A 20,152-nucleotide genomic window follows, 5' to 3' on the forward strand; every position below is an offset into this window, starting at 1 on the left:
ACCCTACGCCTCGCGGCGGGAGAGGGCGGCCGTGCGCGGGAGGAAGAGCAGGATGACGGCCGGCAGCAGAATCGCGCCGCACAGACCCTGCTCGATGCGCACCCATCCCGGCAGGAAGCCCGGAATGGACACGATCACGATGATGGCGGCGAGCACGACCGGCGTGATGATCCGGAGCCGGATCAGCGCCGAACGCGATCCCCGCGTGGCACGCGCCATGATGGCCAGCAGCACGGCCGCGCTGCCGAGCACGAGGGAGCAGCGGATCCAGACGGCGGGATCCTGGGCGTTCCCGAGCGCGGACAGCACGCCGATCGCCACGATCATCGCGGCGCTGACGCCGAAGTACACCGCGAGCAGCGTGCGCACGGGGCGGAGGGCGGCACGCTGTCGACGCGCCTGGTCTGAAGTGGTTTCGACTGTCTCGGTCATGACTCCAGCGTCGCGACCGGCGCCGCCCAGCGGATCGACCGATCGGCTGGGCTTCGACACCGATCGGTTGGTGCCGCCGGCTCAATCCACGGTCGCCGCTGTTCCCACGTAACGTCCGGTCGGTCGCAGCCGCAGTGGACGCTGCCCGTACTCGTCGATAGCGTGCGCGATCCATCCGGCGCAGCGCGCGACGGCGAAGATCCCTGCGCCGGCATCCGCAGGCATGCCGGCCGCCGTCGTGAGGGCGGCCAGAGCCAGATCGACATTCGGATGCCGCCCCGTGCGCTCCCGCACCTCCTCCGCGAGCCGATCCACGGCATCGATCACGCGTGGACCGCCGTTCAGTTCTGCGACCAGCGGAAGCAGGATGCGTGCCCGCGCGTCGATCCCGGGGTAGAGGGGCTGCCCGAACCCGGGCGCCGGGCGACCGCTGCGGGCGAGCGTGCGGGCGAGGGCGGTGCCGGCATCCGCTCCGTCGAGCACGAGGCCGATCAGCTCGGAAGCCGATCCGCTCGCGTTTCCGTGCAACGCCGAGTCGAGCGCACCGAGTCCGCTCGACACCACCGCGTACGGCGTCGCCCGAGCGGATGCCGCGGCCCGCGCCGCGAGCGTCGACACCGCAAGATCGTGGTCCACGAGGAGCACGAGCGCCGCGCTCAGCACACGCGCCTCGACCTCCGTCGCCGTTCGCCCCGTGAGCGCGCGCCACAGCAGCTCCGCAAGACGGTCGTGATCCGTCGCAGCTGCCGCCGACGGGTCGCGTGCAGTCGTGAGGGTCGCGACGACTCCGCCGATGAGGCGCTCGGCCGCCGCGCGCACCGCATCCGCACCGAGGTCGTGGCGGGTCGGATCCAGAGCGCCCAGCACCGGAACGGCGACCTGGATGCGATCGAGGGCTGTGGCCTCTGCCGGCAGTGTCGAGACGGCCGCGCGTGCGGCCCGGACGGCAATCGGATCGGTGGCGAACCGCGCACCGGATCCGGGCCCGTCGGCGGCCTCGGCCGCCGGGCTCCAGATCCACCTCGCGATGTCCTCGTATGAGTGGCCGACGGCCAGGGCCGCGGCAGGGATCCCGCGGAGGTACAGCTCGCCATCCTCGATGAGCGCGATGTCGGTGTCCAGGACCATGAGCGGCGAGCCCGGCGCCGCTGCATCCGCCGGCCGGACAGGGCCGGCACGGCGGGACGACGCGAACGCCTCGATCTCCAGCGGGTCGAACGACGATCCGCTCGCGTCGCGGTCGCGAGTGAGGAGTCCGCGAGAGACGTACGCGTAGAGCGTCTGCGGCTTGACGCCAAGGCGAGCGGCGGCCTGGGCCGCGGTGAGGCGCGGCAGTGCGGCGTCCATGGTCCCATCATATTGATTTGATCAACGTTGACGGAACAGTGATCAAGTCGCACTCTGGAGACATCAGTAAGGAGTCCGCCATGTCCCCCACCACACCGGGCGCGATCGCGTCGTCCACCTCGAGTCGCCCCGCGGCGACGCCCGGCCCTGGACCTGCAGCAACCGCATCGGCCACCTCAGCTTCCGCCGCGGTCCGGTCGGGCACCCCCGCCCCCGCAGCCGTGGCGCCTGTCGTCGTTCCGCGCGGCCTGGCCGGTGTCGTCGTCGCGGAGACGTCGATCGGCGATGTGCTCGGCACCGAGGGTCGGTATCACTACCGCGGCCACGACGCCATCGAGCTGGCGGCTGCCGGCGACTTCGAGGCAGCCTGGCAGCTGCTGGTGCTCGGCACGCTTCCCGAAGCGGATGCCGCCGCTGCCTTCCGCGATCGCGTCGCCGCCCTGCGCACGCCGCCCGCTGCGGTGCTGGCGTTCCTGGAGTCCCTGGCCGACCCGCGAGAGCCGTCATCCGTGATCGACCCGCTCCGCGGACTGCAGGCGACGCTGCCGGTGCTCGCCGCCGTGCGCGATGCCGCGCCGCTGTACGACCTGGATGAGGCGGCCCGCGTCGAGGAGGCGCTCGTGGTGGGCGCGGTGGTGCCCAGCATCCTGGCGGCATTCCATCGCGCGTCTCGCGGGCTCGACCCGTTCGTCCCTGAGCCGATGCGGCGCACCGAATCGGACCCGCAGAGCGAGGCGGACCGGCACGGAACGGCACAGGGCGCCGTCGCCGAGTACCTGCGGCTGGTGACGGATCGCGAGCCGGACGAGCGCGCCGTCCACGCCCTGAGCGCCTACCTCGTCGCCACGCTCGACCACGGATTCAACGCGTCGACGTTCACGACGCGGGTCATCGCATCCACGGGCGCGGACATGGCCTCGTGCATCGTCGGCGGACTGGGAGCCCTCTCCGGACCGCTGCACGGCGGCGCCCCGAGCCGGGCGCTCGACGCGCTGGACGCCGTGGCAGGCGAGCTGGACGGATCGGTCGACGGATCCAGGGCCGACGCCATCGAGCGCTATGTGCGCGGCGAGCTCGCGGCCGGACGTCGCCTGATGGGATTCGGCCACGCCGTGTATCGCACCGCGGATCCGCGTTCGCGCCTCCTGCGGCGGATCGCGCTCGACTTCGGCGGCCCTCGGGTGGAGCTCGCGGTCGAGTACGAGCAGACGGCGGAGCGCCTTCTCGCTCAGCACAAGCCGGGCCGCGACCTGCACACGAACGTGGAGTTCTACGCGGCGGTCGTGCTCGAGCAGTGCGGGATCCCGCGCGAGATGTTCACGCCGACGTTCGCGATGGCGCGCGTCATCGGATGGACGGCCCACGTGCTCGAGCAGGCACGGGACCGCAAGATCATCCGCCCCTCGTCGCGCTACGCGCCTGCGACCTCGGCACCCTGAGGGATCACGACGGCCGAGACCCGGGTCACCCCACGTGTCGGAACAGGCGGTTGCCCGCGGCGGTCAAGGCGGCTCCGGCCGCCACGATCCCGAAGCTCCCGCCGATGTACGCCACCTCGAGGTGACGCCCGTGCTGCTCGGTCGTGGCGTAGATCACCACGAACGCGATGAGGGACACCAGTGCGCTGATGCCGGCGATCCACCAGAGCGGCTGGAGTCCCCTGCACGATCGCGTCACGGGTGGAACGCCCCAGGCAACGAGGACGGCGCCTCCGAGGCATCCGCATGCCGCTACGAGCAAGTACGCTGCGACGACGTCACTGGGTCTGTGCCACTGACTGATGAGCGCGAGCACTCCCGTCAGCACGGCGAATCCGCCACCCAGCACAGCGGCCAGATGGCGCCATTGCGGTGCGGTGACCAGGAAGACCGCGAACGCAGCAGCCGCCGCGACCGTCGTATGCCCTGACGGGAATGAATTGTCGAAGACGTTCGTCGCGCCGGTCTCCGGACGGCTGAGGAACAGGTACTTGGAGAGCTCGGCCAGAGCCGTCGCGGCGCCGACGGCGACCACCGCGACCACGAGATGCCGGTAGCGGCGGCCGATCAGGGCGATCACCACGGTCAGCACCGCACCGAGCCCCAGCGCGAGATACGGCTCGATCGTGAGGAACGCCTCAGAGACGGCGACGAACCCGCTGTGCTGATCCGCAGCGCCGTTGAAGGCCCGCTCGTCCACGATCTGTCCCGTGTATGTGCGCACGAAGAACAGGTACACGGCGACGAACGCCGCGATCAGCCCGGCCGCGCACCACAAGAAGGTGCTGATGCGTGGCGTGCGGTTCACGGGTCCAATCCTCGTATCGCGACTCATGGGCGGGCTGGGAACGGCCTCCGACTGGCGTGGCGGCGATGACGGCCGAGCCGAGCGGATGCCGGCTCCGGCTCTGCAGACCGTCCGGTGATCCGCGCAGCAAGAGTGCAGCCGGCCGCCTCAGCCGACCAGTCTCTCAGTCGATCAGGTCGTGTCGAACGACGATGGCATCTCGGGCAGGGCCGACGCCGATCGCCGAGATGCGGGATCCGCTCATCCGCTCCAGTGCGAGCACGTAGTCCTGCGCGTTCTGCGGCAGGTCTTCGAAGTTGCGGACACCCTGGATGTCCTCGCTCCAGCCCGGGAACTCCTCGTAGATCGGCACGGCGTGGTGGAAGTCCGTCTGGGAGGACGGCACCTCATCGAAGCGCACGCCGTCCACGTCGTACGCGACGCATACCGGGATGCGCTCCAGCCCTGTGAGGGTGTCGAGCTTGGTGAGCACGAAGTCCGTCACGCCGTTGACCCGCGTGGCGTAGCGGGCGATCGGGGCGTCGTACCAGCCGGTGCGACGCGGACGCCCGGTCGTGGTGCCGAACTCGGCGCCGCGCTGCCGAAGCCACTCGCCCTGCTCGTCGTCGAGCTCCGTCGGGAACGGACCGGCGCCGACACGCGTCGTATACGCCTTCACGATCGCGATCACCCGCTCGATGCGGTTCGGACCCACACCGGATCCGGTCGCGGCGCCGCCCGCCGTGGACGACGACGACGTGACGAACGGATACGTGCCGTGGTCGACATCGAGCATGGTCGCCTGACCCGCCTCGAAGAGCACCTGCTTGCCGTCGTCGAGCGCATTGTTCAGCAGCAGCGACGTGTCGGCGACCATCGGACGAACCCGCTCCACGTACGAAAGCAGATCGTCGACGACCTCGTCGACCGTGATCGCCCGACGGTTGTAGACCTTCAGCAGCAAGTGGTTCTTCTGGTCGAGCGCGCCCTCGACCTTCTGGCGCAGGATGCCCTCGTCGAAGAGATCCTGAACGCGGATGCCCACCCGGTTGATCTTGTCGGCGTACGTCGGTCCGATACCCCGGCCCGTTGTGCCGATCTGGCGCTTGCCGAGGAAGCGCTCGGTCACCTTGTCCATGGTGCGGTGGTACTGCGTGATGATGTGCGCGTTGGAGGAGATGACAAGGCGCGACACGTCGATTCCCCTGGCGACCAGCCCGTCCAGCTCCTCGAACAGCACCTCGAGGTCGACGACGACGCCGTTGCCGATGACCGGAGTGACGCCCTCGGTCAGGATGCCGGACGGCAGCAGGTGCAGCGCGAACTTCGCGTCGCCGATGACCACCGTGTGACCGGCGTTGTTGCCGCCGTTGAACTTGACGACGTAGTCGATACGACCACCCAGAAGATCGGTGGCTTTGCCTTTACCCTCGTCGCCCCACTGAGCACCGACGATGACTGTTGCGGGCATGCTGACCTGCTCTCTGTCCTTTTTCGCGCGCCGGTCTCCACACGGCGCGCCGCAGTCGGGAGGGTGCGCCGTTGCGTTCGGCGCCGTCCACGCCGCCGCCTCGTGGCGCGTTCGCACCAGCGAGAGAACAGCCAGTCCAGCCTACCGGGGTCTGGCCGTACGACTCACTCCTGCGCCCGGCACGCCCGCCTGCGCTCCCGTACCGGCACAGAGGGGCCGGCTGTGGACGCGACGTCGCGAAGTCTCGAGGCAACGGGGAAAGGTGCGCCCTACAGGGAAGAAGCGAAGTCGGCGACGGCGGATGCCATGGCATCCGGTTCCCAGCGATGCCTGGCGCCACCAACGGTCACCGCGCGACCGTTGGGCACGGCGGATGCGATGGCGGACGCGGATGCCGCCATGGCAGGCCGCGTGACGACGCCCGTCATGGCCAGCACCGGCACCGTGATGTCCGCGAAGCGGCCGGCGGGGATCGCCTCACCCGCCCAGGCGATGGCGTCGGCGTCGGAACGCTGGGACGGGACGGTCGCGAGGATCTCCTCGAACCGCGGCGAGGCCTTGAGCTGTTCGAGCCGCTCGGGCGGCAGGTCCTTCATGTAGTGCTGGAGGGCACCGAGGAGGTCGCCGGCGTCGATGAGTTCGCCGAATCCACGGGCCCAGGCCGTCGTGTCGTCGCTCTGCTGCACGGGGGCCTCCCAGAGCGCGAGTCCGTCCACGGCCAGCCCGTCGACGGCGGCTCTCAGCGCCAGCACGCTCCCCGATGACTGCCCCCAGAGCACGGCGTGTCCGCCGGAGACGTCGATCAGTGCAGCGATGGCCGACAGCTCGCGATCCAGGGTGAGCGTGCCATCAGCCACGCTCTCGCCCCGTCCGACCCGGTCGTACAGGATGGTGCTGATACCCCGCTCCGCCATGAGATCCGCCGTGATCGCGGGAGTGGGATCCGACGCCCGGTAGGGACCGGCGCCTGCGATGAAGATCACCGGACGCCCTTCGCCCCGCACCTCGTACGCCACCCGATCGCCGGCTTCCGTGGTGACCCACCGGGTCTCGACCTGCTGGGGTTCCGTGTTGTCCGTCACCGACTCATTGTCCACCGCTGCAACCACAATGCCGTCAACCTGTGGTTGACGGCAGGCGCGCGTCAACCTAGAGTTGACGCATGGCTGATTTCCCCGTTTCACTCGACAACCTCATCGCGTTCGTCGAAGCCCTCCACGCGGACGCCGATCCGCTTCGTCACCTCTCCGACGCCGTCACGATCTCGAACCGGGTGCAGGGCCAGGCGGACGCCCTGATCGGATACTTCGTCGACCAGGCGCGCCGCTCCGGCGCATCCTGGACCCAGATCGGCGAGAGCATGGGCGTCACGAAACAGGCCGCGCAGAAGCGGTTCGTCGCCAAGGCGCAGGAGTACGGACTCCCGGCCCCGTCATCCGCTCCCTTGCAGCGCTTCACGCAGCGCGCCCGCAGCGTGCTGGTTGCCGCGCGAAGCATGGTCGACGACGGCGAGGTCGAGCCGCGACACCTGGTGGCGGCGCTGCTCACCGAGCCGGAGGCCGTTGCGGCCGTCGTCATCCATGAGCTCGGCGTGACGGATGACGCACTCCTGGCCGCGATGAACGTTCCGTCCGACCGACTCGAGAAGCCCGCAAAGGCCTCACCGCCCGACGGCGAGGAAGCTGTGCGGTTCGGCGACGCGGCGAAGCGCCTCCTCGCACACGCGCTGGACGTCGCCCTCCACTACGGGCACAACTACATCGGCACGGAGCACCTGCTGCTGTCGGCGTCGTCCGAGGGGCCGACCGTCGAACCGCTCGCCGCCCTCGGCCTTGATTCCGACCGTCTCAGCGCGGCCGTCGAGGCGAAGCTCGAAGCGATCATGAAGACGCTGAAGGTGGCGCGAGACGCGACGTCCTCTGAATGAGCTCGGGGCCCTGGCCGCCGGCTCCGGGGCGGTGCGCAGCGGTGTTACGGCCGTGCGTACTGGCAGCGAGCCCGGCGCCCCTCAGTCCTCACCGCGGATGACGATGGACTCCGTCGGCGGCGCCGGGTGGTGCACGGGGATGGGAGCGGTACGCGAGGCCTCGATCTCGGTCGCCGCTGTCGGGTCGAGGCGCTTGAGCAATTCCGCGAAGCGCGCCGCCTCGTCGGCTTCGCCCAGGGCATCCGCAGCTCGGGAGAGCACGTAGATCGATCGCAGATAGCCGCGGTTCGGCTCGTGCGACCACGGAACCGAGGGGTTGCCCGTTGCAGCCTGGTCCCCATCTGCTGCTTGCTCGAGTGCCTCCGTGCCCCGGTGGTAGCCGACGAGGGCGTACGCGTAGGACTCGAGCGGGGCATCCGGATCGTAGACGGCGTCGGCGAGCTTCGCCCAGGCGAGGCTCGAGTGCGGGTACCTCGCCACCACGAGCTTCAGCACGCGCGGCTCTCCGCCTGCGTCGAGGAGTTCGATGACCGCATCGCGCTCGACGGGAAGGCGGATGGCGTTGTCGGAACTCTGGGCGTCGGCGGTCATACGGCCATGGTAGTCAGAGCGCTGCGCGGTTCCTGAAGGCGTGCGCCGGCAAGGCTCAGCCCAGCAGGAGGGCGCCGGTCAGGCCGATGGTCGCCACGAGCACGGTTGCGAGCACCGCGAGCAGCAACGGCCGGCCACCGACCTTGACGAGCTTGCGGATGTCCACCCCTGCTCCCAGCGCGAACATCGCGGCGGCGAGCAGGGCGCCCTGCGCCGTCTTGGCCGCATCGAGCACGGGCTCAGGCACGATTCCGACCGAGCGCAGCACCACCATGACGACGAAGGCGAGCACGAAGAGCGGGATGATCGGCGGACGCTTGCCCGCGGCATCCGCCCCGCTTCGACGAAGCTGCACCACCGAGACGATCGCCATCATCGGGGCGAGGAGCAGCACCCGCGCCAGCTTGACGACGACGGCCACGGCGAGCGCGCCGCCCCCGATGATGCCACCCGCCGCGACGACCTGAGCGACCTCGTGCGTCGATGCGCCCGCCCAGAGGCCGGCTTGCGTGCTGCCGAATCCGAGCAGCGAGCTGACGAACGGGATGAAGGGGATCATCAGCGTTCCGAACACGACGACCAGGGCCACGGCTGTGACGACCTCTTCGTCTTTGTCCGTCTGGATGACGCCGTCGACCGCTGCAACTGCCGCGGCACCGCAGATGGAGAATCCGCCCGCGATGAGGATGCGCTGCGTGAACGGCACCCCGAGCCACTTGCCGATCAGCAGGGTGCCGCCGAAGCCGATGCCGACCACCGCGACGACGAGCAGGATGACGCCCCACCCGAGCCCCAGGATGTCGCCGAGAACGAGCTGCAATCCGAGCAGCACGATGCCGAGCCGCAGCAGCTTCTTGGCGGCGAATGCGAGCCCTGCCTCCAGCACCGACGGCACGGGGAGCGTGTTCCGCACGAGCACGCCGAGGATGATCGCGATCAGCGTCGCGCTCATCACAGGAACGAGGGATGCCACGACCAGCGCGATCGCCACGGCGACGGCGCAGACGGCGAGCCCTGGGGCGACCCGCAACGTGCCGCGCCACAGCGTGACAGGCATCGCCTGCAGAGCACTGGACGGCGGCAGCGTCACTCGCTTCCGGCGTGCGGACGCGGGCGCCGACGCCTCTCTGGGCGGTGCGGCAAGTGGTGTGGTTCGGGTCACCATTCCAGCCTCCGTCGGCGCATCGGAGCGCGGTAGACGCCGGATCCGCATGACGACATATCATTTCGATATGGCAAGCAATGGCGGTGGCCAGGTGAGTGCGTCCGGCGAGGTGCAGCGGTTCCGCGGAGCCGAGCGTTGGCCCGACCTCGCCGTGCTCGAGCTGCTCGTCGCCGTCTCGGAGCACGGAAGTCTCAGCGCAGGCGCCCGAGCCGTCGGAATGGCGCAGCCGAACGCATCCCGAGCCGTCGCCGCCTGGGAGAAGAGCCTGGGGGTGCGCGTGCTCGAGCGGTCGCCGCGGGGCTCGCGGCTCACCGCCGATGGCGACGTCGTCGTCGACTGGGCGAGCGGAGTCCTGGATGCCGCCACTCGCCTCCGCACCGCCGTCGACGCACTGCGCCGCGAACAGAACTCCCATCTGACCGTGGCGGCGAGTCTCACGGTCGCTGAGCACCTCATCCCGGTGTGGCTGACGGCGCTGCGTCGCGAGTACCCCGACCTCGACGTCGGGCTCCTCGTGCACAACTCGTCGGAGGTGTTCGACCTGGTGAGGGCCGAGCGGGCCGATGTCGGGTTCGTCGAGACGCCGCGCATCCCTCGGGATGTGCGACGCATGACCGTCGCGCACGACCGGCTCGTCGTCGTGGTGGCGCCATCGCATCCCTGGGCGAAGCGGACGCGACCCCTCGGGCCCGCGGAACTCGCGGCGACACCGCTGGTCGTGCGCGAGGCCGGATCCGGCACCAGGAACACGCTGGAGGATGCGCTCGCGCACTACCAGCGTCCGGTTCCGGCACTGGAGCTCACGAGCAACGCCGCAGTGCGCGTCGCCGTGGCGAGCGGAGCTGGGGCAGCGGTGCTCAGCGAGCTCGCCGTCGAATCCGCGGTGCGCAGCGGAGACCTCGTCGAGGTTCCCCTGCACGGCCTCGACCTCGCGCGCTCGATCCACGCGGTCTGGACGGATGCCGCGACCCTGCACGCGACGGCCGCGGAGCTCGTACGCATCGCGCGCCGACGGCTGGCCGCCTAGCGGCGGCTTCAGGGAACGGTCCGGCTCTCGTGGTTGGTCGTCTCGAACGGCCTGACTCCCCCGCAAATGGGGGCGTGTCCAGCAATTGTCCAGGTCGCACAATGAATCCATGGCCACCGGTGTGGGTGCCATCCGCACGCCCGACCAGCGACTTCGGGTTTTCGTGAGCTCGACGCTCCGCGAATTGGAGCCCGAGCGCAAAGCCGCGCGCGCCGCGATCGAGCGCCTCCGGCTGGCGCCGGTGATGTTCGAGCTCGGTGCCAGGCCGCATCCGCCGCGCTCGCTCTATCGTGCGTACCTCGACCAGAGCGACGTCTTCGTCGGCCTCTACTGGGAGCGCTACGGATGGGTGGCGCCCGGCGAAGAGGTGTCCGGCCTCGAAGACGAGTACAACCTCGCCGATCCTGCGATGCCCAAGCTCATCTACATCAAGGCGTCCGAGCAGCGCGACGAGCGCCTCGGGCGACTGATCGACCGCATCCGGTTGGACGACAACGCGTCGTACATGGCATTCGACTCCGACGAGCAGCTGGCCGAACTGCTCGAGTCCGACCTGGCCACTCTGCTGGCCGAGCGGTTCGACGACAGCCGTCTTGCGCATCCGGATACCCGAACGGCCTTCCCCGCGCCACCCGTTGAGCCTGCGCCACCCGTCAGCCCTGGGCTTACCGACGTCGCAGCGCCCGTCGCGGCCGCACAGGAGCCGGCACCGCTGCACGCGGCGCGGCCGCTGCCGCAATCGTTCGCGCCGCTCGTCGGTCGCGCCCGCGAGGTGGCCGATGTGGTCGAGCTGCTGCGTGACGGCAGCGATCGGGTGATCACGCTCGTCGGCCCCGGCGGCGTCGGCAAGAGCCGACTCGCGCTCGAGGTGCTCGATCGGGCGCAACGCGATTTCGTCGACGGCACTTATTTCGTGCCGCTGGAGAACGTGCTCGAACCCGACCTTCTGCTGCCGACCATCGCGTACGCTCTCGGCGTGCGCGACACAGGAGAGGTGTCGCTCGAGGAGCGGCTGGCGATCGTGCTGTCCGGCAAGCGCGTGCTCATCGCTCTCGACAATTTCGAGCAGATCATCGACGCAGCACCGACCCTCGTGCACCTCTACTCGATCGCGCCGTCGGTGTCGTTCCTGGTGACCAGTCGCACGGTCCTGCGGGTGCGAAGCGAACGGGTCTACGAGCTCGACGGCCTTGGCGTCGCCGACGACGACGCCTCGAGCGTCGATTCGGCCCTGCGATCGGATGCCGTGCAATTGTTCGTCGCACGTGCATCGGCCGTGAGCCCGGAGTTCCGGCTGGACCACTCGAACGCGGCGACCGTCGCCCGCATCTGCACCACGCTCCAGGGCCTTCCGCTGGCGCTCGAGCTCGCTGCAGCGCGGATGCGCGTGCTCACCCCGCAGGGCATGCTCGAGCGGCTGGACAAGCAGCTCCCGCTTCTGGTGGGATCCGCCAGGGACATGCCGGAGCGGCAGCGCACGCTGCGCAGCACTATCGAGTGGAGCACGAACCTGCTCGGCGGGGCGGAACGCGCCCTGCTGTTCGACCTGTCCGTGTTCTCCCTGCAGTTCACGCTGGAAGCGGTGGAGGCGCTCGGCGAACAGCGGTCGTGGGGAGGCGCCGAACTCGAGGGACTCGATGCCCTCATCGACAGCTCGCTGGTGAGGCAGCACGAATCCGGCGGGCATCCGTCGTACTCGATGCTCGTCACCGTGCGGGAGTACGCACTCGAGAAGTTGAGGGAATCGGGCGACGAGACGACGATGCGCGCAGCGCACGCTCGCTACTACCTCGCGCTCGCCCGACGCCTCGGACCCGAGCTCAAGGGCGCCGGGCAGGAGGATGCGCTCGCCCGCCTCGAGCGCGAACGCGCCAACCTCCGCGCCGCGGTGCGCGACCTCGTCTACACGGCCCAGTATGACGACGCGACCGAGTTCGCCTGGAACCTCCTCGTGTTCTGGTGGATCGGCGGGTTCTTCGGCGAGGTGCGCGTGTGGATGGAGGAGATCCTCGACTCGGGGGCCGAGCTCTCGGAGCGAGCGACCAACATCGCGCGGTTCTACGTGTTGTGGATGCGCATGTGGCAGGCGCCGACATCAGACGTCGTCGACGGTCTCGAGGAGGTGCGTGAAACGTTCGAGCGTCTCGGCGACGAAGCCGGCACGGCGGTGGCGCTGGGCTGCACCGCGATGACCCGGGCGCAGATCCAGGACTCCGACCGCGCGACGGCGAAGGCGGACCTCGAGCGCGCGATCGCGCTCTTCCAGAAACTCGGCGACGGCTGGGGCGAATCCGTCGCCTGGGTCACGTTCGGACGCATCGACATGCTGGAGGAGGATGACGCCGCCGCCCTCGAGCATTACCAGCGCGGCGCCGAGGTGTCCCGTCGCACGCACGACCCGTTCGCCATTACCATCACCGAGCACCACATGGCCCGGCTGCTGCTGTTCCAGGGTCGGCTCGACGAAGCGGAGCCGGCGTTCGCCGACGCCGCCTACGTCTCGGCGACGCTCGGCCATCTGGAAGGTGCCGCGTACGGCATCGAGGGCCTCTGCGCCATCGCGGCGGCGCGCGGGAACGCGGAGCGCGCCGGGATTCTCGCGGGCGCAGCCCAGGAGCTGCGACAGAAGTCCGGCATGTACGACGCCCCGATGTTCGTCTACCACCCGCGATACCTCGCGCCGTTGCGCGAGGCCTTCCCCGACCTCATGCACGACGCGGAGGAACGCGGCCGGCGGATGTCGGCCGCCGAGGTGATGCAGTTCGCCCTCGATGCCGAGCGCGGCGCTGCCGCCGCGGCGAGGCTCAGCGCGCCGTAGCGGCGGGCCTCCGCCGAAGTATCGCGATGCCGACGGCGGCCAGCCACAGAGCGGCGATGCCGTTGAACATCGCGACGGCGCCCCATCCGTTCGAGGCGTAGAACTCCGACGAGTTGTAGCCGAAGAACATCGACGGCACTCCTGCGAGGTGCAGCACGGCAACGGCGAACGACGACCAGCCGACCCAGCGCGGAAGAGCCTGCGTGCGCAGGACCGCGTACCCGAATGCGAGTCCGAAGACGAACAGCATCAGGTGCGAGATCGATCCGTAGAGCAGGTAGGTGGGCACGGTGCGGGTCGGATCGATCATCTCTGTTGCCTTGATCGCGCTGCCGCCTTCGAGCCCCTTGGCGACCATGTCGATGATCGTCCACGCAACCCCCGCGGTTCCGGCCACGGTTCCGAACCACTCGTAGCGTGCGTCGGCTCGCGCGATCAGGAACCGCACACCGGTCATGAAGACGAGGAAGAGCGTGAGCGCCAGGAAGTTGAAGAGCGTGCGGGTGAGGATCAGCCCATCCGGCATGGGCGAGCCCGTCTCGACCCCGCATACGGCCGGATCGCAGGCCGGCACCACGAAGTACAGCGGCAGCTCTGCCATCGCGAAGACGGCGCCGAGGATGGCGGAGATGCCGATCCAGCGGCGCGCGCTGTTCGGAAAGTGAATCTGTGTATGGGATAAAGTGTTCATACCACGCACAGTAATTCATAACTGTGTAAGCCGTCTACTGTTTTCTCCAGAATCCTGAGATGATGCCTGACATGGCGTCACGAATCGGAACCGGCGGCAGAGCGACGAGGGGATCGGAGCCGGCCGCTGGCTCTGGCCCGTCTGCGGATCCCCAAGCGCCTGCCGGCCCCGAAGCGATGGACCGCGCGGCGCTTCCGACGAGTCTCGCGGCGGCGTGGGGTGTCGTCGACGCCGAAGGCAGTCGAGGCCCGAAGCCGGCGCACAGCGTCGAGGAGATCGTCGCCGCGGCAACCGAACTGGCGGACGCCGACGGCATCGCTGCGGCATCGCTGCCCAAGGTCGCCGCGCGTGTCGGGGTCACGGCCAACGCCCTCTATCGCTATGTCAGCTCGAAGGACGAACTGATCGTGCTGGCGGCGGATGGAGCGTGGGGCGACCCGCCGACGCTGCCCGGCGGAGACTGGCGCGCCGCCGCTTCCGCCTGGTCGCACCGATTGTTCGAGCGGTTCCTCGCCCGCCCGTGGCTGCTGGACGTGCCGACGACCGTCCCCTTGACGCCGCACAACGCGGCGTGGCTGAACGCTCTGATCGCGGCGCTCGCACCGACGGGCATGACGTCGAAGGAGCTGCTCAGCTGCGCGTATCTGCTGGACAGCCACGCGAGGTACGACGCGAATCTGCGGCGCAACATCCCGACGCCCGCGGCGTTGCGCGGCTCCGGTCCCGAGCGACAGCGCACGGCGAATGCGGTGCGCTCGTTCCTCGACCTCCAACTGCGATCCCGTGGCCTGAACGCCGTCGCGGACGTGATGGACGATCCCGCCTTCCTCGCCGACAAGCCATCCATGGACGGTTTCGAATTCGGCCTTGCCCGAATCCTCGACGGGATCTCCGCGCACGTCGCACGGTGATCCCGCGCGTTCGCCCATTGAAGCCTGAGCATCCGCCGACCTAATGTGCACATGGCTGTGCAAGTTAGTACACTGGATGCATGTCCACCGTCACCGAGGCATCCGCACGCGCCAGGGCTCCCCGCAGGGACGCCGCCGAGAACCGGTCCGCTCTGCTCGAAGCGGCCGTGCGCGTGCTCAATCGCGACATCGACGGGTCGCTCGAGACCATCGCCGCCGAGGCCGGGCTCAGCCGCCGGGCGGTCTACGGTCACTTCGCGACGCGTGACGACCTCGTGCGAGAGGTGCTCGTACGAGGAGCGGCGCGCATCGGGGCATCCATTCTGCCGATCGAGCATGCGGATGCCCGCATCGAGATCGCCCTCTACGGCGCGACCCTCTGGCGCGAGGTGCAGCACGCGAGCGTGACAGCCGAGTTCGCCGTGCGCGGCCCGCATCAGGAGCTGGTCGGACGCGCGCTGGAGCCGGCGCGGGCGAAGCTGCGCGCCACCGTGCGGCGCGGTGTACGCGAGGGGGTGCTGCGGCGAGACATCCGTGTCGATCCGCTCGCCAGGCTCATCGAACGAACCGCCATCGACGTGCTCACGGAGGCCACGCACGCGGGTCTCAGCGACCGCGCGGGCCACGAACTCGTCATGATCACCACACTGAGCATCGCCGGCCTTGACTGGCGCGACGCCGACGAGCTCGTCGCCACGGCGCCCGAACTCGCGTTCCATCGAGCCGCACGTGGCGCCGAAGGCGAGGTCGACGCATGAGGATCTCGCTCAACGCCGTCGCGAAGCACCCTGCCCTGAACGCCGTCACACTCACCTACGGCACGGGCGAAGCCGTGCTCGCCCGTGCGGAGACCGAACAGCGCCCAACGGTCCTCGGCCTCATCGCCTCCGGTCGCATGAAGCCGGCAAGCGGCACCGTGCTGCTCGACGGCGAAGCGGATGCCGGTGCCGTCCGTCGCGCGATCGCCCTCGTCGACGCACCAGCCGTCAGCGACCCAGCGCCCAATGTCACGGTCGGTGGCGTTGCAGCGGAAGAGCTGATGTTCGCCGGGATGCCCTCCGGCCCACGCGCGGTCAAGCGCATCCTGGCGTCGCTCGGGCTGGCCGAGCACGCGCGGGACTCGATCGGACAGGTTCCGCCGCGGGTGCGCATCCGGCTGCTCGTCGAGCTCGCGCTGCTCCGCGACGGCGTTCGCGGCATCGTGCTCACGTCTCCCGACCGGCACGGCGGCGACCCCAATGCGTGGTGGCAACTGGCGCTCGAGGTGGCCGGCCGCGGATACGCCGTGCTCGTCATCGCCGGCGACGCCTCCGCCGCCGCGATCGCGGCCAGCTCGCTCGTCGCGCGCCTCGAGACGCCGTGGGAGGCGCCGGATCCCGACGACGACCCCACCCGCGACGACTCCGACTCGTCGCTGTACGACGACACAGCACTCTTCGACCTCCCCGACGTGATCACCCGGCCCGTGCCGGTGATGCGGAGGGATCCCGACATGCACACCCGCAGAGGCACCGACGATCCGGCGCCCGCTGCTGCGACGACCGATGCGCCCGTATCCGGCGACGCGTCCGAATCGAGTGACGAATGAAAGTCCCCCAGATGATCGCGGCCGAACTTCGCCGCCTCACCGCCAGCCGCATGGCCACCATCGCGCTCCTCGCGCTGATGTGCGTTCCGGTCATCTACGGCGCCCTCTATCTCTGGGCCAACCAGAACCCGTACGCGAAGCTGGACCAGATTCCGGCAGCGATCGTCGTCTCCGACACGGGTACGACCGTCGACGGCAAGAGCGTGAACTACGGGCAGAAGGTCGCCGACCAGCTCGTGGAGGACGGCACGTTCGACTGGCATGCCGTCTCCGCCACGACGGCGGCGAAGGGCCTGAACAACCAGAAGTACGACTTCGCGATCACGCTCCCCTCCGACTTCTCCCGGCAGCTGGCGAGCGCGTCGACGACCACGCCGCAGAAGGCAACCGTCACGCTCACCACGAACGACACGAACAGCTATCTCGCGTCCACGATCGGGCAGCAGGCGGCGCAGACCATCAAGGCGTCGATCGTGCAGGAGGTCAATCACGAGGCGGCGAGCCGGTTCCTGCTGGCCCTGGCGGACATCCGTTCGAGCCTCTCCGACGCAGCGGATGCCGCTCGGCAACTCGCAGACGGCGCCGCGACAGCGCACACCGGGGCCGCCACGCTGGCGGACGGCACGGCGCAGCTGACCTCGGGGTCGGCCTCGCTCCGTGACGGCCTCAACACGCTGGCCACCCAGACATCCGACCTGCCGTCGCAGACCGCGCAGCTCGCGAACGGCGCCCAGCAGGTGGCCGCCGGTAACGAGAAGGTCGCGGCCGTCGCCGATCAGGCGGGATCCCTCGCGCAGCAGGCGGCGGATGCCGTGCCCTCCGTTCGTGCCCAAATCATCGCCGACCTTCAGGCGAAGGGCGTCGACCAGGCGACGATCGACCAGGTGATGGCCCAGCTCGATCAGCTCGGCACGAAGGTGACCGACGGCAACCAGCAGGTGCAGACCGCCGTCGGCCAGCTCGACCAGCTTTCGAGCGGATCGCAACAGTTGGCGGCTGGGGCGTCGCAACTGGCGGCATCCGCTCCCGCACTCAGCGGCGGCATCCAGCAGGCGGCGAGCGGTGCGTCGCAGCTCGCGGACGGATCCGCCCAAGCCGCGACGGGCGCAGCCTCGCTGCGCGACGGCCTGAGCACGCTCGCCGACGGCACATCGAAGCTGCAGGACGGGCTGGATGCCGGAGTGCAGCAGATCCCGGCGACCACTGCATCCGAGCGCGCGGCGCAGGCGAAGACCATCGCCGACCCGGTGGCGCTGAAGAACTCGAAGGAGGCGAGCGCCGGCACCTATGGCGCCGGTCTCGCGCCCTTCTTCATCGCACTGTCCGCATGGATCGGCATCTACGCGCTCTTCCTCATCGTGAAGCCCGTGTCGCGTCGCGCGATCACCGCGCTGCGCACTCCGCTGCGGGTCACGCTCGCCGGGTGGCTCACGCCGGCACTGCTGGGAATCATCCAGATGATCGGGCTGTACGCGATCGTCGCTGGTGCGCTGCACTTCGGCGTCAGCAACCCGTTCGCGACGTTCGGGCTCATGGCGCTCGCGTCAGTGACGTTCGCGTCGATCATCCTCGCGCTCAACGTCTGGCTGGGCAGCGTCGGGCAGTTCCTCGGCCTCGTGCTCATGGTGCTGCAACTGGTGACCGCAGGCGGGACCTTCCCGTGGCAGACGCTGCCGGGGCCGCTCGCCGCGCTGCATCACGCGCTGCCGATGTCGTATGCCGTCGACGGCATACGACAGACGATGTACGGCGGCAACGCGAGCCTCGCGGTCGGCGACGCGCTGTTCCTGCTGGCCTGGCTCGCGGTGGCGCTCGTGCTCACGGCCATCGGCGTGATCCGGATGACGCACCGCCGCACCCTGCGCGACCTGCAGCCCAGCCTGATCGGCTGAGCCGGACCGCGGCTCACGACGCGCGACGTCAAGGACCGCGTCCCGCCAACCCGAAACGTCGAATCATGCGACGCCGGAGGGATGGGGACCACGCTTTCTGACGTTTCGAGCCCGCGCGTCACGCGAGCTTTCGCAGACCGAGCGAGATGGCGGCGACATCCGCGTACGGACGATGGTGGCCCCGCGGGGCGCGTCACGTTAGCGTGGCCCGATGAGATTCGACGACAGAGTGGCCGTCGTGAGCGGCGGCGCGAACGGGATCGGCTGGGCGACGGTGGAACGGCTCCTCGACGAGGGGGGTCGCGTCGCGATCCTCGACCGTGAGCCGGAGGCCGCCGCTGCGAAGGTGACGGAACGCACGGAACGGGATGCGACCACGTCGGACCGCGCGGCCGTGTTCGAGTGCGACGTGATGGATGCGGCATCCGTCGACCGCGCCGTCTCCGGGGCGCTCGACCGGTTCGGACGCATCGACGTGCTGGCGGCCGTCGCAGGCGGCGACCACTTCGTCGACGACGAGCTGGACGAGGATCACTGGAACGAGATCGTCAGTCTCAATCTGCACGGGCCGGTGCGTCTCATCCGTGCGTGCAGGCAAGCGCTCATCACCTCGCGGGGCGCCATCGTCATGGTGGGCTCGGTGAACGGCGTCGCTGCGTACGGTGAGCCGGCATACGGGTCAGCCAAGGCCGGCCTCACGCTGCTGGCCAAGAACCTCGCCGTCGACCTCGGGCCGGCGGGTGTGCGCATCAATGTCGTGGCACCCGGCACAGTCCGCACGCGAGTGTGGGAAGGGCAGGGCGGACCGGATCGGCTGGCCCCGCTCTATCCGCTCGGCCGTGTCGGCGAACCAGCCGACATCGCATCGGCCATAGCGTTCCTCGCCTCCGACGACGCGTCATGGATCACGGGGGTCACCCTCCCGGTCGACGGCGGCTCCCTCGCCGGCCCGCTCGTCGTGATGGACCACCTGCTGGGCTCCCAGGAGTGAGCCGCGTGGATGGGTCGGACGCGGACGCTGCCTGAGCTGCTCGCCGAACCCACAACGTCGGCAGCCGTCGATAGTGTGGCCGCGTGACGGCATCACATCGGGCGAGCGCCGACCTCAGAATCCTGCACATCAGCGACACGCACCTGTACGGCGACGGCACGCTGCACTACGGCATCGTCGACACGACGGCCGCGCTCGAGCGGGTACTGGCCGCCGCATCCGAGGTGGTCGGCATCGATGCCGTCGTGCTCTCCGGAGATCTCAGCGAGGACGGCACCACGGCCTCGTACGAGAAGCTGCGCGACCTCGTTGCGCCCTGGGCGGCCGAACGCGGGGCGGAGGCGGTGTACGCGATGGGCAACCACGACCATCCGGATGCATTCGCCGAGGTCCTCGGCGACCGCACCCGGGTGCACACGCTCGGCCACCACCGCATCGTCACACTCGACTCGTCGGTGCCCGGCGCCGCATACGGATCTCTGGATGCCGCCCAGCTCTCCTGGCTCGAGGGCGTGCTGGCCGAGCCGGTCGATCTCGGAACGGTGGTGGTCGTCCACCATCCGCCGACCCGCGCCGTCACCCCGCTGCTGCGCCGCCTCGAGCTCGATGATCCGCACGCCCTCCTCGGGGTGCTGGACGGCAGCGACGCGCGGCTTGTGCTCAGCGGGCACTACCACCATCCGCTCGTCACGCTGGAGCGCGGGATCCCGATCGTCGTGGCGCCCGGAGTGACGAACACGTCCGATGTGACCACACCAGACGACATCGAGCGGGCGCGGGTGGGCGCCGGATTCGCGCTCGTCGATCTGCCGGCATCCGGTGCACCGAGGGTCTCCGTGGTGCGGGCGCCGAGCGCCCAGGATGGCGAGCTGGTGTTCGAGCTCGATGCCGACGGTATCCGCCAGATCGCGGAATCGTTCGGGCGGTCGGAGTGAGCGGTCGCCATTCTTCCGGCTCGCGTAGGCCGTTGGTCACGAAAGCGCTGCCTGCCTTGTCGATATGAGTGGTAGCACGTGCGTGCCACCGAGGGAGGAAG

General features: G+C 69.6%; 18 protein-coding genes. 10 read left to right on the plus strand and 8 right to left on the minus strand.

Annotated features, from left to right (window positions below; all coding sequences use genetic code 11):
- Positions 1 to 3: 3 nt before the first annotated feature.
- Positions 4 to 432, minus strand: a complete 429-nt coding sequence (locus HII28_RS10310; RefSeq protein WP_170025317.1) for a hypothetical protein — start codon at positions 430 to 432, stop codon at positions 4 to 6.
- An 81-nt stretch (positions 433 to 513) separates the two neighbouring features.
- Entirely contained in the window at positions 514 to 1,779 is a 1,266-nt protein-coding gene (locus HII28_RS10315; RefSeq protein ID WP_170025318.1) for a citrate synthase, read from the minus strand.
- An 80-nt stretch (positions 1,780 to 1,859) separates the two neighbouring features.
- Between HII28_RS10315 and HII28_RS10320 the strand changes: the two genes are divergently transcribed.
- Positions 1,860 to 3,218, plus strand: coding sequence for a citrate/2-methylcitrate synthase (locus HII28_RS10320; RefSeq protein ID WP_170025319.1), 1,359 nt, complete (start codon positions 1,860 to 1,862; stop codon positions 3,216 to 3,218).
- 25 nt (positions 3,219 to 3,243) lie between these two features.
- Here HII28_RS10320 and HII28_RS10325 read toward each other — a convergent pair whose 3' ends face one another.
- From HII28_RS10325 to HII28_RS10335, 3 genes are all read right to left on the minus strand, one after another.
- Positions 3,244 to 4,065 (minus strand): phosphatase PAP2 family protein, encoded by an 822-nt coding sequence (locus tag HII28_RS10325; protein ID WP_170025320.1) that lies wholly within the window; start codon positions 4,063 to 4,065, stop codon positions 3,244 to 3,246.
- Positions 4,066 to 4,228: 163 nt separating this feature from the next.
- A complete protein-coding gene (locus HII28_RS10330; RefSeq protein ID WP_170025321.1) occupies positions 4,229 to 5,515 on the minus strand; it encodes an adenylosuccinate synthase in 1,287 nt (428 codons plus the stop codon).
- Between the two features lie 269 nt (positions 5,516 to 5,784).
- On the minus strand, positions 5,785 to 6,597 hold the full coding sequence (locus HII28_RS10335; protein ID WP_170025322.1) for an alpha/beta fold hydrolase: 813 nt from the start codon (positions 6,595 to 6,597) through the stop codon (positions 5,785 to 5,787).
- Between the two features lie 80 nt (positions 6,598 to 6,677).
- Here HII28_RS10335 and HII28_RS10340 point away from each other — a divergent pair, with 80 nt between their 5' ends.
- Complete coding sequence (locus tag HII28_RS10340; RefSeq protein WP_170025323.1) at positions 6,678 to 7,442, plus strand: Clp protease N-terminal domain-containing protein; 765 nt, start codon at positions 6,678 to 6,680, stop codon at positions 7,440 to 7,442.
- A gap of 81 nt (positions 7,443 to 7,523) precedes the next feature.
- Here the strand turns inward: HII28_RS10340 and HII28_RS10345 are convergent, their stop codons facing one another.
- On the minus strand, positions 7,524 to 8,033 hold the full coding sequence (locus tag HII28_RS10345; RefSeq protein WP_170025324.1) for a DUF3151 family protein: 510 nt from the start codon (positions 8,031 to 8,033) through the stop codon (positions 7,524 to 7,526).
- 55 nt (positions 8,034 to 8,088) lie between these two features.
- On the minus strand, positions 8,089 to 9,198 hold the full coding sequence (locus HII28_RS10350; RefSeq protein WP_240977323.1) for a putative sulfate exporter family transporter: 1,110 nt from the start codon (positions 9,196 to 9,198) through the stop codon (positions 8,089 to 8,091).
- 67 nt (positions 9,199 to 9,265) lie between these two features.
- Between HII28_RS10350 and HII28_RS10355 the strand changes: the two genes are divergently transcribed.
- Positions 9,266 to 10,225, plus strand: coding sequence for a LysR family transcriptional regulator (locus tag HII28_RS10355; protein WP_170025325.1), 960 nt, complete (start codon positions 9,266 to 9,268; stop codon positions 10,223 to 10,225).
- Between the two features lie 109 nt (positions 10,226 to 10,334).
- Entirely contained in the window at positions 10,335 to 13,043 is a 2,709-nt protein-coding gene (locus HII28_RS10360) for a DUF4062 domain-containing protein (RefSeq protein WP_170025326.1), read from the plus strand.
- On the opposite strand, the gene HII28_RS10365 is transcribed toward HII28_RS10360, so the two are convergent.
- Positions 13,030 to 13,734 carry a hypothetical protein gene (locus HII28_RS10365; RefSeq protein WP_170025327.1) on the minus strand — a complete coding sequence of 235 codons (705 nt, stop codon included), beginning with the start codon at positions 13,732 to 13,734 and terminating at the stop codon, positions 13,030 to 13,032. The genes HII28_RS10360 and HII28_RS10365 overlap by 14 nt on opposite strands.
- A gap of 71 nt (positions 13,735 to 13,805) precedes the next feature.
- Here HII28_RS10365 and HII28_RS10370 point away from each other — a divergent pair, with 71 nt between their 5' ends.
- The 6 genes from HII28_RS10370 to HII28_RS10395 all read left to right on the plus strand — a co-directional run bounded on the left by HII28_RS10370 (position 13,806) and on the right by HII28_RS10395 (position 20,051).
- On the plus strand, positions 13,806 to 14,645 hold the full coding sequence (locus HII28_RS10370; RefSeq protein WP_170025328.1) for a TetR family transcriptional regulator: 840 nt from the start codon (positions 13,806 to 13,808) through the stop codon (positions 14,643 to 14,645).
- Between the two features lie 80 nt (positions 14,646 to 14,725).
- On the plus strand, positions 14,726 to 15,403 hold the full coding sequence (locus HII28_RS10375; protein WP_170025329.1) for a TetR/AcrR family transcriptional regulator: 678 nt from the start codon (positions 14,726 to 14,728) through the stop codon (positions 15,401 to 15,403).
- Positions 15,400 to 16,233: a hypothetical protein gene (locus HII28_RS10380; protein WP_240977324.1), complete on the plus strand. Its 834-nt coding sequence runs from the start codon at positions 15,400 to 15,402 to the stop codon at positions 16,231 to 16,233. Before HII28_RS10375 ends, HII28_RS10380 begins: the two co-directional genes overlap by 4 nt.
- A complete protein-coding gene (locus HII28_RS10385; protein WP_170025330.1) occupies positions 16,230 to 18,125 on the plus strand; it encodes a YhgE/Pip domain-containing protein in 1,896 nt (631 codons plus the stop codon). The genes HII28_RS10380 and HII28_RS10385 overlap by 4 nt, the downstream gene beginning before the upstream one ends.
- A gap of 211 nt (positions 18,126 to 18,336) precedes the next feature.
- Positions 18,337 to 19,116: an SDR family oxidoreductase gene (locus tag HII28_RS10390; RefSeq protein ID WP_170025331.1), complete on the plus strand. Its 780-nt coding sequence runs from the start codon at positions 18,337 to 18,339 to the stop codon at positions 19,114 to 19,116.
- Positions 19,117 to 19,199: 83 nt separating this feature from the next.
- Entirely contained in the window at positions 19,200 to 20,051 is an 852-nt protein-coding gene (locus tag HII28_RS10395; protein ID WP_170025332.1) for a metallophosphoesterase, read from the plus strand.
- Positions 20,052 to 20,152: the final 101 nt, after the last annotated feature.

This window comes from Planctomonas sp. JC2975, assembly GCF_012985205.1.
Classification (GTDB): domain Bacteria; phylum Actinomycetota; class Actinomycetes; order Actinomycetales; family Microbacteriaceae; genus Humibacter.

What these genes read in the sequence shown, in the direction of transcription:
- HII28_RS10310 (WP_170025317.1), bottom strand. Translation starts at nt 432, where the DNA reads ATGACCGAGACAGTCGAAACCACTTCAGACCAGGCGCGTCGACAGCGT.
- HII28_RS10315 (WP_170025318.1), bottom strand. Translation starts at nt 1,779, where the DNA reads ATGGACGCCGCACTGCCGCGCCTCACCGCGGCCCAGGCCGCCGCTCGC.
- HII28_RS10320 (WP_170025319.1), top strand. Translation starts at nt 1,860, where the DNA reads ATGTCCCCCACCACACCGGGCGCGATCGCGTCGTCCACCTCGAGTCGC.
- HII28_RS10330 (WP_170025321.1), bottom strand. Translation starts at nt 5,515, where the DNA reads ATGCCCGCAACAGTCATCGTCGGTGCTCAGTGGGGCGACGAGGGTAAA.
- HII28_RS10340 (WP_170025323.1), top strand. Translation starts at nt 6,678, where the DNA reads ATGGCTGATTTCCCCGTTTCACTCGACAACCTCATCGCGTTCGTCGAA.
- HII28_RS10345 (WP_170025324.1), bottom strand. Translation starts at nt 8,033, where the DNA reads ATGACCGCCGACGCCCAGAGTTCCGACAACGCCATCCGCCTTCCCGTC.
- HII28_RS10350 (WP_240977323.1), bottom strand. Translation starts at nt 9,198, where the DNA reads ATGGTGACCCGAACCACACCACTTGCCGCACCGCCCAGAGAGGCGTCG.
- HII28_RS10355 (WP_170025325.1), top strand. Translation starts at nt 9,266, where the DNA reads ATGGCAAGCAATGGCGGTGGCCAGGTGAGTGCGTCCGGCGAGGTGCAG.
- HII28_RS10360 (WP_170025326.1), top strand. Translation starts at nt 10,335, where the DNA reads ATGGCCACCGGTGTGGGTGCCATCCGCACGCCCGACCAGCGACTTCGG.
- HII28_RS10365 (WP_170025327.1), bottom strand. Translation starts at nt 13,734, where the DNA reads ATGAACACTTTATCCCATACACAGATTCACTTTCCGAACAGCGCGCGC.
- HII28_RS10370 (WP_170025328.1), top strand. Translation starts at nt 13,806, where the DNA reads ATGGCGTCACGAATCGGAACCGGCGGCAGAGCGACGAGGGGATCGGAG.
- HII28_RS10375 (WP_170025329.1), top strand. Translation starts at nt 14,726, where the DNA reads ATGTCCACCGTCACCGAGGCATCCGCACGCGCCAGGGCTCCCCGCAGG.
- HII28_RS10380 (WP_240977324.1), top strand. Translation starts at nt 15,400, where the DNA reads ATGAGGATCTCGCTCAACGCCGTCGCGAAGCACCCTGCCCTGAACGCC.
- HII28_RS10385 (WP_170025330.1), top strand. Translation starts at nt 16,230, where the DNA reads ATGAAAGTCCCCCAGATGATCGCGGCCGAACTTCGCCGCCTCACCGCC.
- HII28_RS10390 (WP_170025331.1), top strand. Translation starts at nt 18,337, where the DNA reads ATGAGATTCGACGACAGAGTGGCCGTCGTGAGCGGCGGCGCGAACGGG.